Genomic DNA, 12747 nt, shown 5'->3' with positions numbered 1-12747 from the left:
TAAGTATTTTTGCTTGACCAGCCCTAGAACTTACCAATGAATATTATAACCTACATTTGGCGATCGCAAATAGTTTACAAACCGGATATCGGCACAAACTCGTAACCGTAACTGGTGCGATTTCCGGGTTTAACAGTTACTAACTGAACTGCGCGATTGCGATCGCCCGAAGGTAAAAACCGAATCGGGCCGGATGCTCCTTTTGCCGAAAAATCTGACGCGGATAAAGCTTGTTGAATGCCTGTACGAGTCGGATTGCGCCCTAAACCGACAATTAACGCGATCGCCGCATCGTAGGCTAAAGCTGTGCGCCAACTTACTTCAGCATTCCAAAGTTGTTTGGATGTTTGGGGAAAGTTTGACTGCGGATCTGCGAGAATGTGCCAAGGAACAGCCAGCACCATATCTGTTGCTCCTGCACCACCGATTTGCAGTGTTTTAGCAGTATAAGCGCCGTCTCCTGCTAGTAATGGCAGCCGTTTGGCGTTTACTTGCACTACTTGCAAAGCTTGGTCGAGCGTGGCTGAATTGGATGCTAACATAATCACTTCTGCTCCTTGGGCGATCGCACTTTTAACGCTATCGGCCGCATTAAAATTGCCCTTAGCAAAGTCAAATTCGGCTACGATTTGTCCTCCATCTCCGTAAAGAGCAGTGGTGAATTCATCTTTTAAAGATTGGCTGTAACTGCTGGCAGAATTAAAAAATACAGCAGCTTTTTGCTTTTGCAATTTTCCCACCATATAGCGCGAAAGAGCATTAGCCGCAAACCGATCTCTCGGCACTGTCCGAAATATATTTTTGGCAGATCCTGAGAGCTGCACAGACGTACTTGTGGGAGAAATTGCTACTAATTGTTTTTGCTGGTAAATCTTGCTGGCTGCTAGCGTCGTATCTGAACCAAAATGTCCGATTACTCCTAAAACTTCCGAGTTATTTGCTAAAGCGCTGGCAATTTGTGCCGCCATTTCTGGGTTGTTGTCATCGTTAGCAATTAACACTTTTAAGGGAGTACCGCTAATGCCGCCGCTTTGGTTGACTTCATTTTGAGCTTGAGCTACCCCCCGCATAATTTCTAGAGCAGCATTGATATCGCCGCCAATGGGAACTGCGGCGGCAATTGTGTAGGATTTTCGATCGCCGATGCGGGCGTTGTTGAGGTAAATTAGTGCTTCGGGATCGTTGCGATTGGTTTTCAGCGAAGCTTGTAAGTCGGAAATAGCAGCGTTATAGTTGCCAGATGCAATCGCCTGTACTGCTGCTTGTTTGGTTGTTGTTGCTTGCTCTGGAATTAACAGTTTTTGTCCGGCACTCAGACGCTGCTGAATTGCCTGCTCTGATTGCGGGGAATTCCCCGTCGGAGACTGGGGAAATGTCTGATTTTGGGGTGATAAACCTCCGAGATTGATGCCGCCTCGGCTTGTCAGCCACCAAATACCTGCACCGGCTAGCCCGATCGTAATTAGGAGCGATAATACCAGAACAACGGTTTCATTTTTTTGGGACATGGCAGCAGAATTTTAGATTTTAGGTTGTAGATTCAAAGAAGGAAGTTCGCCAACGAGCAATGTACGGGATGTAACGCATTTAATAACAAGTTTTCCTTCATTTAATAATTTAGGTAGCAATTAGAATAATTGTGCTACTCGAGATAGATGATTTTTGGCTGACATATACATATATTTTAGCGCTTGGTAATTTATTTCAACTTGATATTTTACAATCTAGCTGCGTAGCAGCTTAGATCCAGTGACGTTGACTGTGATGCCTGCAGATTGTCCCGTCTCTGAGGGTTTGGCTTGTTCGCCGTATTTGGCGCTGCTGGGGGTGGGAGGCATTTCTGGTGTGATTTCTGGTGCTGTTTCAGGCACCGCGTCTCCTGAGTCTGCCATCGGCGGGAGTGCGATCGCGGTGTTGCACAATTTGAGGATGATTCTTGTGGGGAGTAGGGGTTAGGCGTCCCGCCTGCTGTGAAAATACACGCCTTCGGGCGAAGAGAGCCGATCGCACAAAAAAATCAAAATCATCCCGCTATTATGCAACGCCATCAATAGGGCTGTGGCCATCGCGATCGTCAGGTTAAAAAAATCGTCTACTATGAGTGCTTGTTCTGAGGCTCGATCTGGCATCAGGTGGTTGTTTTGACCGTACCACAAGCTGATTGGTGCGATCGCTGTGCCGCCAAGTAGGGCCAACAGCGAACTCGGTATTTTGCCTGTTTCTTTTGCCATCCTTGAACTGCTTGCTCGGGGCTACGAGGCCTGGAGTAAAGAGTCGCTGGCTTATAGCTTGCTTAACTTATTGACTGCCGTTTTATTTGCCGTCATACTTCCTACTAGGCTAGAACAATCAGCTAAATATAGTTTGTTGCGAATGATATTTTATAGGTTTTTTTATCCTATTTAGTTTTTTATAAACACTTTTGCTCTGCTCATATCACAATTATTTATTAAAGTGTCCTTCTTAATTATATCTTTATTTTTCCGCCCCAAGTCGAAAGCGGGGAGTTCTTAATTATCCAGGGGCCGGGAAAGATTAAAGTTTTTTGAAGTTTGGCAAAAAAAAGGAAATCTTTTGTAATATAAAGAAGAAAGTTGAAAATTTTCTAAAGACAAACTAATTGCATAAAAGTCTCGCTAAGGTAGTAAAAAAGACGGTTTGTCAGAGAAAAAGAGTGTTAAGCTCGGCTAAGCTCAGCCAAAGCAAAACCTCAATATTTAATTAAGTTCGATCGACAACAAAGGCTAAGGTAAATTTCATGGCAAACTCAGTTGTAAATCAGCCAAACGCAGCAGCAGGAGTGCAGTGGCAGCCAAAAGATATTATCCGCAGCCTAGTGTGGAAAATTGCGATCGCAACCTGGCTGTTAATGGCTGTAGGCAGCGCCACGCGAGTCATGAATGCGGGGCTCGCTTGCCCCGACTGGCCGCTGTGCTACGGTCAATTAATACCCGCAGCGCAAATGAATTTGCAGGTATTTCTGGAATGGTTTCACCGTGTGGACGCAGCAGCGATCGGCTTAAGCGCGATCGCACTTTTAGGACTATCTTTGTTTTACCGCAGCCGCCTGCCAAAATGGCTGCCTTGGGCGAGCGCCGGGGCAGTATTTTTAATCGTTTTTCAAGGCGTATTGGGCGGCTTGACAGTAACACAACTGCTGAGATTTGACATCGTTACTGCTCACTTGGGAACAGCTTTACTGTTTTTTGGCGCGCTGCTAGTCATCGGTTTCATGCTGACTCCCTACGAAGCTACAGGCAATACGGGCAAATTAGCTTGGGTAAGTTCGATCGCAGCATTGTTAGTTTACCTGCAAAGTTTGCTAGGAGCATTAGTAGGCTCTAGATGGGCGCTGCACCAATGTTTGGATTCCTCAGAATTGTGCTCGGTAATGAACAGCCACATCGCCGGTATCGTACCAGCTACAGCAGCGACTTTAGCAGTATCAGTGATGGCTTGGCGGCAGCCTGCACTGAGTCCCAACTTGCGAAAAATGGCTAACTGGGCGAGTGTTTGCCTAATTGCTCAATTAGTTTTGGGATTAGCAACTTTCCGGCTGCACCTTCAGGTAGAACCGCTGACAGTCGCCCACCAAGCAGTTGGTGCTGCTTTGCTGGGAACCCTGATAGCTTTTAGTGTTTTAGCTTGGCGCGATCGAGTTTTATCAGCTTGAGAGATAAGACTAAAGTAAGAGGCGGCGGGTTTATTAATCCTTGTAGCTACACCAATAATTTATCGTAAAACCCGCAAGTCCAACCTAATGACTAATGACGAATTCGCAAATAATTACTAACAGCTTACAACCGATGCAAGAAATCCTTACCAACGACAGGCCCCGCCTCCACGAAAACTTTTCGCAAGTGGTGAAAAGTTACTATCAACTAACAAAACCCAGAATTATTTTACTGCTGCTAATCACCACATCAGCAGGAATGTGGATGGCCGCCAAAGGAGAAGTAGACCCGCTATTGCTGTTATCAACTATTACCGGAGGCGCTTTAGCTTCCGCGTCGGCGAATACGATTAATTGTGTCTACGACAGCGACATCGATTATATTATGGAACGCACCCGGTGGCGGCCGATTCCTTCGGGGCGTGTCAAGAAGCGCGATGCTTTGATATTTGCGATCGCCCTAGCTACAATATCCTTTACATTGCTGACAGTTGTTGCCAATTTATTAGCGGCATTGCTAGCAATGTCAGGCATCGTTTTCTACGTCCTAATTTACACCCATTGGCTGAAGCGTCACAGCGTGCAAAACATCGTCATCGGCGGTGCAGCAGGGGCGATTCCCCCGCTAGTTGGGTGGGCTGCGGTGACGGGAGATTTGAGTTGGGGTGCGTGGCTGCTGTTTGCGATTATATTCCTGTGGACACCGCCGCATTTTTGGGCATTAGCAATGATGATTCGCGATGAATACAAGGAAGTAGGCGTCCCGATGTTACCTGTAATTGAGGGCGACGAAGAGACAGCCCGCCAAATTTGGATTTACACGCTATTGATGATTCCTGCAACTTTTCTGCTAGTTTATCCCCTGCATTTAGCGGGCGCGGTGTATGCGGGGACAGCTATTTTCCTGGGTGCTATTTTTGCCCAAAAAGCTTGGTTGCTGTTGCAGACTCCCGAGGATAAGATTGTTGCGCGATCGCTCTTCAAATACTCTATTCTGTACCTGATGCTCTTGTGCGCTGGCATAGTGGTTGACAGTTTGCCTGTGACTCATAATTTTACTACTGCTGTTGTCCAAAATGTGCACACTTTGATTAGTGCAGTTGTGATGTAGTCTGCTTTTAGAGCCCCGGCTTCTTGAAGAAGTCGGGGCTCTGGATATATTGTAAAATTTAAAGTGGAGGAAAGTTCTGATGGCTGAGAATACTGTGAAAGTAGACATCTCATTTCAATCACTGCTGGAAGCTATTTCGTCACTGGGAATTGCTGAAAGATACAAGATATGGGAATTTTTGGAAGCTGAATTATTCCCGAATGAGGACGATTCTCCAGAAGACATTGCCGAAATTGAAGCGGCCCGTGCTGACTACAAAGCTGGAGATTACACAACTTTCGATCGATATATGGCACAACGGGCAAATTGCTGAGGCAAGTTAATGCGGTTTCTGGCAAATGAAAATTTTCCACCAAGTGACTTGACCATTTCGACAGATGAAATTACCCAACGGAGAGAAGGCACTGCTGGGCGACAAGCTTGAGCGATACTCACTAAATATGCAGCATCCCAAAGGAAAAGATAAAGCCATCCTGTTTAGAAATCGATTGGGAATTACACTAGAAAACAAAGCTATTTTAGAAGTCGCTTTATTAGAATGTGCGGTCAATCAGGAGGCAGAAATTTATAAAACCGACAACTATGGAACCCAGTATGATATCAAATTTTTCATGACTACGGAAACAGGAAGCTCTTGGGTGCTGTCATGTTGGATGATTCGCACCGATGAAGACTTTCCCCGGCTAACTAATACCTATCCTGTCAATAAGTGAGGATATTGTGATCACGTTACACGAGTATGATGTTGTTGCCTTGACCGCAGAAATTCAGGCAATCCATAAAGAAACCTCTGGGCCAATTTTGCTCCGGCCCGGACAAGTTGGCACTATTCTGATGAGCTTTGACGATCGCGCTTATCTAGTAGATTTTGCCGATGCTCAAGGTAATACCTATGCAATGGAAACCGTTCCTTCAGAAAAACTCATGGAACTCGTTTATGAGCCACTTCCTGCCTATGCCTAGCCTACAAAGAATACTTTAGAGAGTATTGAGCTGGAAATTGCGATCGCAGAATTATATCGGGGTGTGAGTTTGGGACGAGAAATGAAGTAAACTATATACAAAGGTTTTAAACAATTTTAACCAATGCCAGCATCCGTTGCTTATCTGTTTGACAGAATCACAGTGAACCCAAGACAATGTGGCGATCGTCCCTGCATCCGGGGAATGCGGATTCGAGTCATCGATCTCCTAGAATTGCTAGCTGCGGGTGAGCAAATTTTTGAGTTTCTCGAAGAATTGCCAGACTTGGAACTTGAGGATCTCAAAACTGCGCTTCTCTATGCAGTCCGCAAACTCGACCATCCGGTTTTAGTCGCATGACAACGACAATGGTTAACCCCTTAGCGTAGCGAATGCGGTTCAACTCAACCGTTAGACTTCTTTTAATTGTTTGTGATGTGATGTTTTGAGGGAAGAAAAAGAATGTGGGATCGTATAAAAGAGCTTCGTAAAATTGGAGAGGGTGGTATGGGTGAGGTCTGGCTTGTTTATGACCCATCTCGCTCTGCTCAGTTTGCTGTAAAGAAAATACGCCCTACTCTTCTTCGTAATAAAGACATAGCAAGGTTTCACAGGGAGATTAAGAATCTTCGTTTGCTTGAGCACCCCAATATTGTAAGAATTGTTGATTCTTCAGAGGATCTAGAAAATCCTGGGTACATGATGGAATATTGTCCAGATGGCTCCATAGATAATCTCTTACCAGAAACTTGCAATAATTCAGATCGCGCGATTGATATCTACTGGCAAGTAGCTAGTGCCTTGAGATTTTCTCACAACTCTCCAGGAACAATTGTGCATCGTGACATTAAGCCTGGAAACATCCTTCTTGGTGCTGATGGAAATGCTAAATTAAGTGATTTCGGCTTAAGTATCGCTATCGATAGTGAAGATACGAGGGTTACAACTTCAAATTGGCACAGTCCATATTTTAGTCCTCCTGAGCAGTATCGCAATTTTGCAGGAGTTGATAAAAGAGGGGACATTTATTCTCTTGGTGCAACTTTTTATTATCTGCTAACGGGCGATTATTACGACCCTACTATTGGTTTATCTAAACTGCAAGATCCGTTACAGCGTTTCTTGGAAATGCACCTTGCTGAAGATAGAAATAATAGGTTTGGCAGTATAGAGGATGCTGAAGACTTTTGGCAACGATTAAACAATCGAGATGAAGCCCAACGATATCCTACTTTACGTAAAAACGAGAAAATTGCCTTGATACAGAAGTTTTTTGACTTTCACTGTGGTATGAACGATGATTTAGAACAAATAAATTATGCTGCTTATGTTCTTGATGAAGCAGCTAAGTTTGAGTCAGATGCTGATATAGTTCAACAGATTTCAGCGTGTCGATCTCATATAGATGTAGAAGGAAAAGTAATGGAATCGCAAATGGAGCTAGACAACCCTTTCTACTAATGCGTCAGAAGTCTAACAACCACGCTGCACCGGAACATATCCAGATGGTTGATTCAGTTATAAGGTTTGTCTGTGTCCGGTGAGCGCGAACGTTAGACCGCTAAATCTGAGTTGGGTAGTGGCTTGAATATATCTATCAAATTCCAACCCAAAGGTGAATGCCATGCAAGCTAAACTTCAAGAACAACTTTCTCCTGCTGATGTCGAAGTTATTTTGGGACGTTTGCCAGAACGAATTAAAGCGGCTCTAATTGCGCGTGCTGCGGAAATTGAATATCCGATCGCAGCGACGATCGCCACTTCGATCGCCAGTTTTCTCGACACAGAAGCATTAGGTTTCGTAGATTGCCAACCAGGGCGCGGGCAGTAAAACCCAGAAGAGGTGTCAAAGTTTACGGTATACTTCGTTAACGCACCCTACAAGAGAAGCGATCTATCTCTCTACCTCACGTTAAGCTAGAAACAGACAACAGAGAGCCAACCTACGCAAAAGGTTAATATCAATGGTTGCGATCGCCCAAAAAACCCTTTCCTTCGAGGAATTTCTCAACTGGGATGACGAGTCAGGCAGGTCATTTGAGCTAGTCAATGGAGTTGCCATGCCCCTGAGTGAACCCACAGCCAAACATGAGGATGTCGTCGATGGATTATGTCGTCTCTTGGTAGATCATTGCCAATCCTTGAACCTTCCCTACGTTCCTCGACAAAGTAAACAAGTCAGATTGAACGCTGCCCCGGGCGAAAGTGAATCGAGTCGTAAAGCCGACATTGTGGTGTTTGCCAAGGAAGAATGGGTCAGAATGCGTCAAAGTTCTGCCTCTGCTGCTGCCTATATTCCACCTCCGTTGGCGATCGAAGTTGTCAGTACGAATTGGCGGGATGATTACCGCATCAAATTGAATGAGTATGAAACTTTAGGAATCCTCGAGTATTGGATCGTTGATTATGCAGGGTTGGGAGGCGTTCAGTATATTGGTTCTCCAAAACAGTCTACCGTGACCATCAACCGCTTAATCGATGGTGAATATCAGGCACAGCGATATCAAGGAGAAGCCATTATTGTTTCTCCAACGTTTCCTCAGTTGGTATTAACTATCGCTCAAATCGTTGCGATGACACAAGCTTAGTGTTTGCAAATTATTAGACTTGCAATCGTTAGTTGACGAACTGTACGAGCAATTGGGATACAATTATTTAATCGATTACGATAGCAATCCACCATCCCCTTGGTTAAAGTCAGAGATAACGGAGGTTTTGGCAATTGATGGGCGATCGCTCTCTTAGTTGTTCAAAGCTGGTGGCGATCGAATCCCTCTACAATAAGAAGTAGTTAGAGTCTAAAAAAAATTATGCCAGTTGTAGCAGTTAAAACTTATATAGAGTATCGGAATGATGCCTATTGGGTTGAAGGAACTCGGATTTCTCTTGACTCGATCGCCTATGCTTTCCAACAAGGATTATCGCCCGAAACTATTGTTCAGTCTTTCCCACTACTGACACTGGAACAGGTTTATGGCGCGATCGCCTTTTATCTAGCAAACCGCGCTGAAATCGACGCTTACCTAGCCGCCGAAGAAGCCGCATTTGATGCCATTCCTCAACCTCTACACACCAGCGATCCAGCTTTGTACAACAAACTGATGGCAGCTAAAGCAGCAAGACAGCAGGTGCGATCGTGAATGTTTGCTACCAAGCTGATATTATCTAAAATCTCGGTCAAGGCGAAAAGCTATGCGCGAGCATATCCAGTATACTCTCGGACTTCCGGTGGATGGAAAGCAAGAACAATGCAGTCTTTGGGCACGCCAGCGGCGACGAGTTCGTCAGTGATGCCGTCTTCAATCCCATCATAGTGAATCCAGATTTTGTCATGGCGGATTTCGGCGTGAACCACAGTACCATGAACTCGCAGATGATTTTCCCAACCTTCATGTATCAGCATAAAATGGTTGCGATCGCGGCTGACCACCACATAGGTAATCACATCCCCATAAGTATAAGGAATATCCGCATAGTATTGGAGAATTTTCTCCAACGTCTCACGCCATTCGTCTACGGGTTGATTTGCGGTTGCCATTGGATAATCTCCTCCGTGTTTGGGTCAAAAACTATCAGGCGAAAACCTGGTTCTTCTAGCAGCAATTGCCCAGCTTCTTCTTTAAACAACGTTTCAAAGGTGTTGCGATTAACAGCTAGGTATAGACGACGCTCTGGCTCTCGTCTTTGCAGCGTTCTGGCGTACATAAAGAACTGCCCCCAAGCATTTTCGAGGTCATTAATGGGCGAAGGGCCCAGAAAGCTTTTGATCTCGATCGCAATTTTTTCAGACCCTCGTTCAGCCGCAATTAGTTTCTGGGCGCCCAAATCGACAAAGACCGAGCGGCCCCCAATTTTTAGAATCAGTGGGTCATGAGTGATTGTCCAGCCATCTTTGATGAGGGCGGTGCAGACAGTATCGTGATAAAGGTCTTTGGCAGGCATAAGGGCTGTTCTTTTTAGCTTCCCTGTCTATCTATCGTATACGACGCAAGTTCCGAATTATTTTAAGTTGACTGAGATTATAAGAAACCGGGTTTTTTACCGAATCTGCGGGCTGCAACGAAATATTTTCGTAAAAAACAAAGGTGATGAACCCCCAAATTAATTCGATTGAATCTGCGAATTCAAAACCTTAGAAATTCGATCGCGCGTTTCCTCCAAATGAGCCCGCGTATAAGCATCCGCATTCCGATCCAAATTCCGAATACTCTTGCTCAAACCCTCCCGCAACTGCCGCAACTCGTACCAAGCCAAACTCCGCGCATCCTCTGGAACATTCGTTTTTCGCAGCACCATTCCGATCAAAATCGCCAAATGTTCCCGCTGCAACGATCGCCGAAAAGTTGAAATTTGCATCTTCTTTTCCGGCTGCAAAACCTCTTTCCAGATATCCTTTTGCACAGTATCCAACACTTCCGGCAACCTCAAAGCAGTTTCCGGTGCTGATTTCAACTCCGCATCCCGCAGCCTCGCCAAGCGCACCGGCGATAGCAAAACTCGCAACACAAACCGCTGCAAAAAAGTAATTCGATCGCCGATCGGGTAATCTAGAGGAAACACCAAAGCCGGACTTCCCCAGTGTTCCCAGCGCGAAGGCGCCAATTTGTTGAGCAACTCCGGCGCAAAACTAAACGCATCCGGGGCAAAAACGTACTTCTCTAATGTTGCTAAAGCTTCTCGCTGCTGAGAAAGTTCGATCGGCACAAACGGCAACTTCGCATTAGTATCTCCAGGGCGAATCCGGCTAAACGACTGTCCCCCCACATACAAAGTCGCATTCATCACCTGCTGAAAATAATATCCGAACACCGAATCAAACATCACCCGCAGTTCATTATAACCGTCTTCCCCAACCGGAATTCGCTTTTCTAAACGCTGCCACATCGCCCTCGCATTATCCAATTGCCATTGCGAATACCTCAGCATATTCGCGCTGAGATCGAAGGTATTTGCAGCGGGATCGAGAATGTCAACAGAATCCTCATCCGGCGCGTAAGCTAATTGCTGTTCCGCAGCGCGGCTGGCAATTTGTTGCAGCGCTGGTAAATCGCTGTTCGGGTTTACGCCGCCAATCACCTTGTAACCGTACTCGATCGCCCAATCGTCGTAAGGCCCTACAATCGTTGGATAATAGTCGCCCTGCACAGTTCCCTGCGGTGCCAAATTAATCGGCACATAATCCATCACCGACGCAATCATACCTTGCGTGCGAGTTACCTGAGTATTGTTCAAATCTTCAGGTTGCAGCATCGTACTCCCGTGAAAATTGTGCCTCAAACCGAGAGTGTGACCGACTTCGTGGGCCGTCAAAAATCGGATATATTCATTAACATAATTGTCAATCGCCCCACTGCTAGGCGCTGCATTTTCCAACAGATCCATCGACATTGCCCCGATCGCAAACTGCCGGCTAGATTCCAACCCAAAACACATATCCGAACTCGACATCAACCGCGATAAAGGCGATCGCTTTTGCTCTTGGTATCTTTCTACCAAAGTCGGCAAATCATCAGCAATTCCACCTCGATCATTTTCCCCGCTGCTTTTTCCTAAATCCCCATTTTCTAGCACCTGCAAATAGCGAGAATATATCCCGAACTGACAGGGATTGGTATTAGAACTGTTTCGCCCTTGAAAACTCTTAGATACCGATCGATTTTGTTCGACCAAAGATCGATATCCCTGTTTGATTTGCCCGACAATATTAGCATCCAAAAGAATGTCAGCATCCAAAATTTCCCCCGTCAGCGGGTTAGTGCGAGACGGGCCGATCCCGGCAAACTCAGGCTCAAAAGAACTCGACCAGCGAATAGTATTGTATCGAACATCAGCCGGGTCCCATTTAGCATTGTCCGGCATTTGTTTGACCTGAATTGCCTCAGTAAAACCTGCCTTTTCAAAAGCTTTGTTCCACTCCAAAACGCCCTCGCGAATTGCGTTTCGGTATTCCACAGGCACATTATTTTCAATCCAAAAGACGATCGGCTGCACCGGAGGCGACATCGGCGCCGTCGGGATTTGCTTTTGCAAATGCCAGCGATTGATATAGCGCACAAAAGGCTCCCGGCTGCTCTTGTCAGAAAAGTCCTTATATGCTGTCAGAAAATAGCCCACTCGCTCGTCCGCAAGTCTGGGGCGGTAGCCGTTATTTAGCGGCACTTCCGAGAAACTGTAGTGAATGCGGAGGTTAAAAGCCCGACTGTCAGGAACCGAAGGTAAATAGTTAACCGCGCTGTCATTATCGCTAGAAAAACCGTAAATAGAAGCAATTTCTACATTCAGCGGAAACGCTTTAACATCTTTAAAATAAGACTTGTCTTCATCGATCGAGTAAGAAGCGCCCAAAATCATCGGCAAAATCGCTTTTACCCCTGGTAAGTCGCGCTTTTCGCTCATCAGCAAATCGCCTAAATCGATCAGCAGAGTTTGTCTTTGCGGATGAATGCTTTTGAGCGGCAAAGAATAGAGAATCGACTCGCTAAATGCCCTTTCCACCGAACCAGCTTGCGGGTCGCCCGGACTGGTACGAAAATTGATATTTGGTATCACAAACTGCACGTTATTTTGGACTCGGCGCAGTTGAAACAAGAAATCGCCGATCGGCAATCCGCTAAAAATGCCCCCTTCCCCCAAACCCGAAGCCAATGTCACGAAACACAGGAATTTTTTGTCTAGTTGTTGCTGTGTAATTTCTAGATAAACTTTATTAGTTGCTTGATTGCGGTAAAGGGTAAATAGTCCCTCTAACTTTTTTGCGTCTTTGACAACCTCTTCAAAGGGCGCCAGAGTTTGCTGTTCGCTACTTTGTTCGTTGCTGGGCGGCCCAGATGATAAAGCTAAAGGTAAAAAGAAACCTTTATACAAACTCCAACAGAAAAATGCTAAAGATAATATAAAAAATATCAAAGGCAGATTTTTTCTGGCACTTTTTATCTGTGTATTTTTGCTATTTTCAGGAAATATCAATCTTTTCATTTTCAGTATCCAGCCGCAGGAAAGA

At 45.4% G+C, this 12747-nt stretch carries 17 protein-coding genes; 11 read left to right on the top strand and 6 right to left on the bottom strand.

Going from position 1 to position 12747, the window contains the following annotated elements:
• Positions 1-74: 74 nt before the first annotated feature.
• The 3 genes from QUA78_RS12380 to QUA78_RS12370 all read right to left on the bottom strand — a co-directional run bounded on the left by QUA78_RS12380 (position 75) and on the right by QUA78_RS12370 (position 2231).
• Positions 75-1508 (bottom strand): ABC transporter substrate-binding protein, encoded by a 1434-nt coding sequence (locus QUA78_RS12380; RefSeq protein WP_333301862.1) that lies wholly within the window; start codon positions 1506-1508, stop codon positions 75-77.
• 216 nt (positions 1509-1724) lie between these two features.
• Complete coding sequence (locus tag QUA78_RS12375; protein WP_333301863.1) at positions 1725-1892, bottom strand: hypothetical protein; 168 nt, start codon at positions 1890-1892, stop codon at positions 1725-1727.
• A gap of 60 nt (positions 1893-1952) precedes the next feature.
• Positions 1953-2231, bottom strand: coding sequence for a hypothetical protein (locus tag QUA78_RS12370; RefSeq protein ID WP_333301864.1), 279 nt, complete (start codon positions 2229-2231; stop codon positions 1953-1955).
• Positions 2232-2758: 527 nt separating this feature from the next.
• On the opposite strand from QUA78_RS12370, the gene QUA78_RS12365 reads away from it, so the two are divergent.
• The 11 genes from QUA78_RS12365 to QUA78_RS12315 all read left to right on the top strand — a co-directional run bounded on the left by QUA78_RS12365 (position 2759) and on the right by QUA78_RS12315 (position 8887).
• Entirely contained in the window at positions 2759-3673 is a 915-nt protein-coding gene (locus QUA78_RS12365) for a heme A synthase (RefSeq protein WP_333301865.1), read from the top strand.
• A 133-nt stretch (positions 3674-3806) separates the two neighbouring features.
• On the top strand, positions 3807-4784 hold the full coding sequence (locus QUA78_RS12360; protein WP_333301887.1) for a heme o synthase: 978 nt from the start codon (positions 3807-3809) through the stop codon (positions 4782-4784).
• Between the two features lie 79 nt (positions 4785-4863).
• Positions 4864-5097 (top strand): hypothetical protein, encoded by a 234-nt coding sequence (locus QUA78_RS12355; RefSeq protein ID WP_333141274.1) that lies wholly within the window; start codon positions 4864-4866, stop codon positions 5095-5097.
• A gap of 64 nt (positions 5098-5161) precedes the next feature.
• The gene (locus QUA78_RS12350; protein WP_172186779.1) at positions 5162-5497 is read left to right on the top strand and encodes a DUF6883 domain-containing protein; all 336 of its coding nucleotides are present in this window, start codon (positions 5162-5164) and stop codon (positions 5495-5497) included.
• Between the two features lie 7 nt (positions 5498-5504).
• Positions 5505-5747, top strand: coding sequence for a DUF4926 domain-containing protein (locus tag QUA78_RS12345; protein ID WP_333301866.1), 243 nt, complete (start codon positions 5505-5507; stop codon positions 5745-5747).
• A gap of 123 nt (positions 5748-5870) precedes the next feature.
• Positions 5871-6107 carry a DUF433 domain-containing protein gene (locus QUA78_RS12340; protein ID WP_333301867.1) on the top strand — a complete coding sequence of 79 codons (237 nt, stop codon included), beginning with the start codon at positions 5871-5873 and terminating at the stop codon, positions 6105-6107.
• A 102-nt stretch (positions 6108-6209) separates the two neighbouring features.
• On the top strand, positions 6210-7208 hold the full coding sequence (locus tag QUA78_RS12335; protein ID WP_333301868.1) for a serine/threonine-protein kinase: 999 nt from the start codon (positions 6210-6212) through the stop codon (positions 7206-7208).
• A 163-nt stretch (positions 7209-7371) separates the two neighbouring features.
• Positions 7372-7578, top strand: a complete 207-nt coding sequence (locus tag QUA78_RS12330; protein ID WP_333301869.1) for a hypothetical protein — start codon at positions 7372-7374, stop codon at positions 7576-7578.
• A 133-nt stretch (positions 7579-7711) separates the two neighbouring features.
• On the top strand, positions 7712-8335 hold the full coding sequence (locus tag QUA78_RS12325; protein WP_333301870.1) for a Uma2 family endonuclease: 624 nt from the start codon (positions 7712-7714) through the stop codon (positions 8333-8335).
• 19 nt (positions 8336-8354) lie between these two features.
• On the top strand, positions 8355-8492 hold the full coding sequence (locus QUA78_RS12320; protein WP_333301871.1) for a hypothetical protein: 138 nt from the start codon (positions 8355-8357) through the stop codon (positions 8490-8492).
• Between the two features lie 65 nt (positions 8493-8557).
• On the top strand, positions 8558-8887 hold the full coding sequence (locus QUA78_RS12315; protein ID WP_333301872.1) for a DUF433 domain-containing protein: 330 nt from the start codon (positions 8558-8560) through the stop codon (positions 8885-8887).
• 50 nt (positions 8888-8937) lie between these two features.
• On the opposite strand, the gene QUA78_RS12310 is transcribed toward QUA78_RS12315, so the two are convergent.
• The 3 genes from QUA78_RS12310 to QUA78_RS12300 all read right to left on the bottom strand — a co-directional run bounded on the left by QUA78_RS12310 (position 8938) and on the right by QUA78_RS12300 (position 12722).
• Positions 8938-9285, bottom strand: coding sequence for a XisI protein (locus QUA78_RS12310; RefSeq protein WP_333301873.1), 348 nt, complete (start codon positions 9283-9285; stop codon positions 8938-8940).
• On the bottom strand, positions 9261-9689 hold the full coding sequence (locus QUA78_RS12305) for an element excision factor XisH family protein (protein WP_333301874.1): 429 nt from the start codon (positions 9687-9689) through the stop codon (positions 9261-9263). The genes QUA78_RS12310 and QUA78_RS12305 overlap by 25 nt, the downstream gene beginning before the upstream one ends.
• 159 nt (positions 9690-9848) lie before the next feature.
• Entirely contained in the window at positions 9849-12722 is a 2874-nt protein-coding gene (locus tag QUA78_RS12300; protein WP_333301875.1) for a zinc-dependent metalloprotease, read from the bottom strand.
• Positions 12723-12747 lie beyond the last annotated feature (25 nt).

Source organism: Microcoleus sp. K4-B3, from assembly GCF_036704615.1.
Taxonomy (GTDB): domain Bacteria; phylum Cyanobacteriota; class Cyanobacteriia; order Cyanobacteriales; family Microcoleaceae; genus Microcoleus.
The sequence above is the reverse complement of the archived record's forward strand: the minus strand, read 5'-3'. Positions and strand labels throughout refer to the sequence as shown.

What these genes read in the sequence shown, in the direction of transcription:
- QUA78_RS12380 (WP_333301862.1), bottom strand. Translation starts at nt 1,508, where the DNA reads ATGTCCCAAAAAAATGAAACCGTTGTTCTGGTATTATCGCTCCTAATT.
- QUA78_RS12375 (WP_333301863.1), bottom strand. Translation starts at nt 1,892, where the DNA reads ATGGCAGACTCAGGAGACGCGGTGCCTGAAACAGCACCAGAAATCACA.
- QUA78_RS12370 (WP_333301864.1), bottom strand. Translation starts at nt 2,231, where the DNA reads ATGGCAAAAGAAACAGGCAAAATACCGAGTTCGCTGTTGGCCCTACTT.
- QUA78_RS12365 (WP_333301865.1), top strand. Translation starts at nt 2,759, where the DNA reads ATGGCAAACTCAGTTGTAAATCAGCCAAACGCAGCAGCAGGAGTGCAG.
- QUA78_RS12360 (WP_333301887.1), top strand. Translation starts at nt 3,807, where the DNA reads ATGCAAGAAATCCTTACCAACGACAGGCCCCGCCTCCACGAAAACTTT.
- QUA78_RS12355 (WP_333141274.1), top strand. Translation starts at nt 4,864, where the DNA reads ATGGCTGAGAATACTGTGAAAGTAGACATCTCATTTCAATCACTGCTG.
- QUA78_RS12350 (WP_172186779.1), top strand. Translation starts at nt 5,162, where the DNA reads ATGAAATTACCCAACGGAGAGAAGGCACTGCTGGGCGACAAGCTTGAG.
- QUA78_RS12340 (WP_333301867.1), top strand. Translation starts at nt 5,871, where the DNA reads ATGCCAGCATCCGTTGCTTATCTGTTTGACAGAATCACAGTGAACCCA.
- QUA78_RS12335 (WP_333301868.1), top strand. Translation starts at nt 6,210, where the DNA reads ATGTGGGATCGTATAAAAGAGCTTCGTAAAATTGGAGAGGGTGGTATG.
- QUA78_RS12330 (WP_333301869.1), top strand. Translation starts at nt 7,372, where the DNA reads ATGCAAGCTAAACTTCAAGAACAACTTTCTCCTGCTGATGTCGAAGTT.
- QUA78_RS12325 (WP_333301870.1), top strand. Translation starts at nt 7,712, where the DNA reads ATGGTTGCGATCGCCCAAAAAACCCTTTCCTTCGAGGAATTTCTCAAC.
- QUA78_RS12315 (WP_333301872.1), top strand. Translation starts at nt 8,558, where the DNA reads ATGCCAGTTGTAGCAGTTAAAACTTATATAGAGTATCGGAATGATGCC.
- QUA78_RS12310 (WP_333301873.1), bottom strand. Translation starts at nt 9,285, where the DNA reads ATGGCAACCGCAAATCAACCCGTAGACGAATGGCGTGAGACGTTGGAG.
- QUA78_RS12305 (WP_333301874.1), bottom strand. Translation starts at nt 9,689, where the DNA reads ATGCCTGCCAAAGACCTTTATCACGATACTGTCTGCACCGCCCTCATC.
- QUA78_RS12300 (WP_333301875.1), bottom strand. Translation starts at nt 12,722, where the DNA reads ATGAAAAGATTGATATTTCCTGAAAATAGCAAAAATACACAGATAAAA.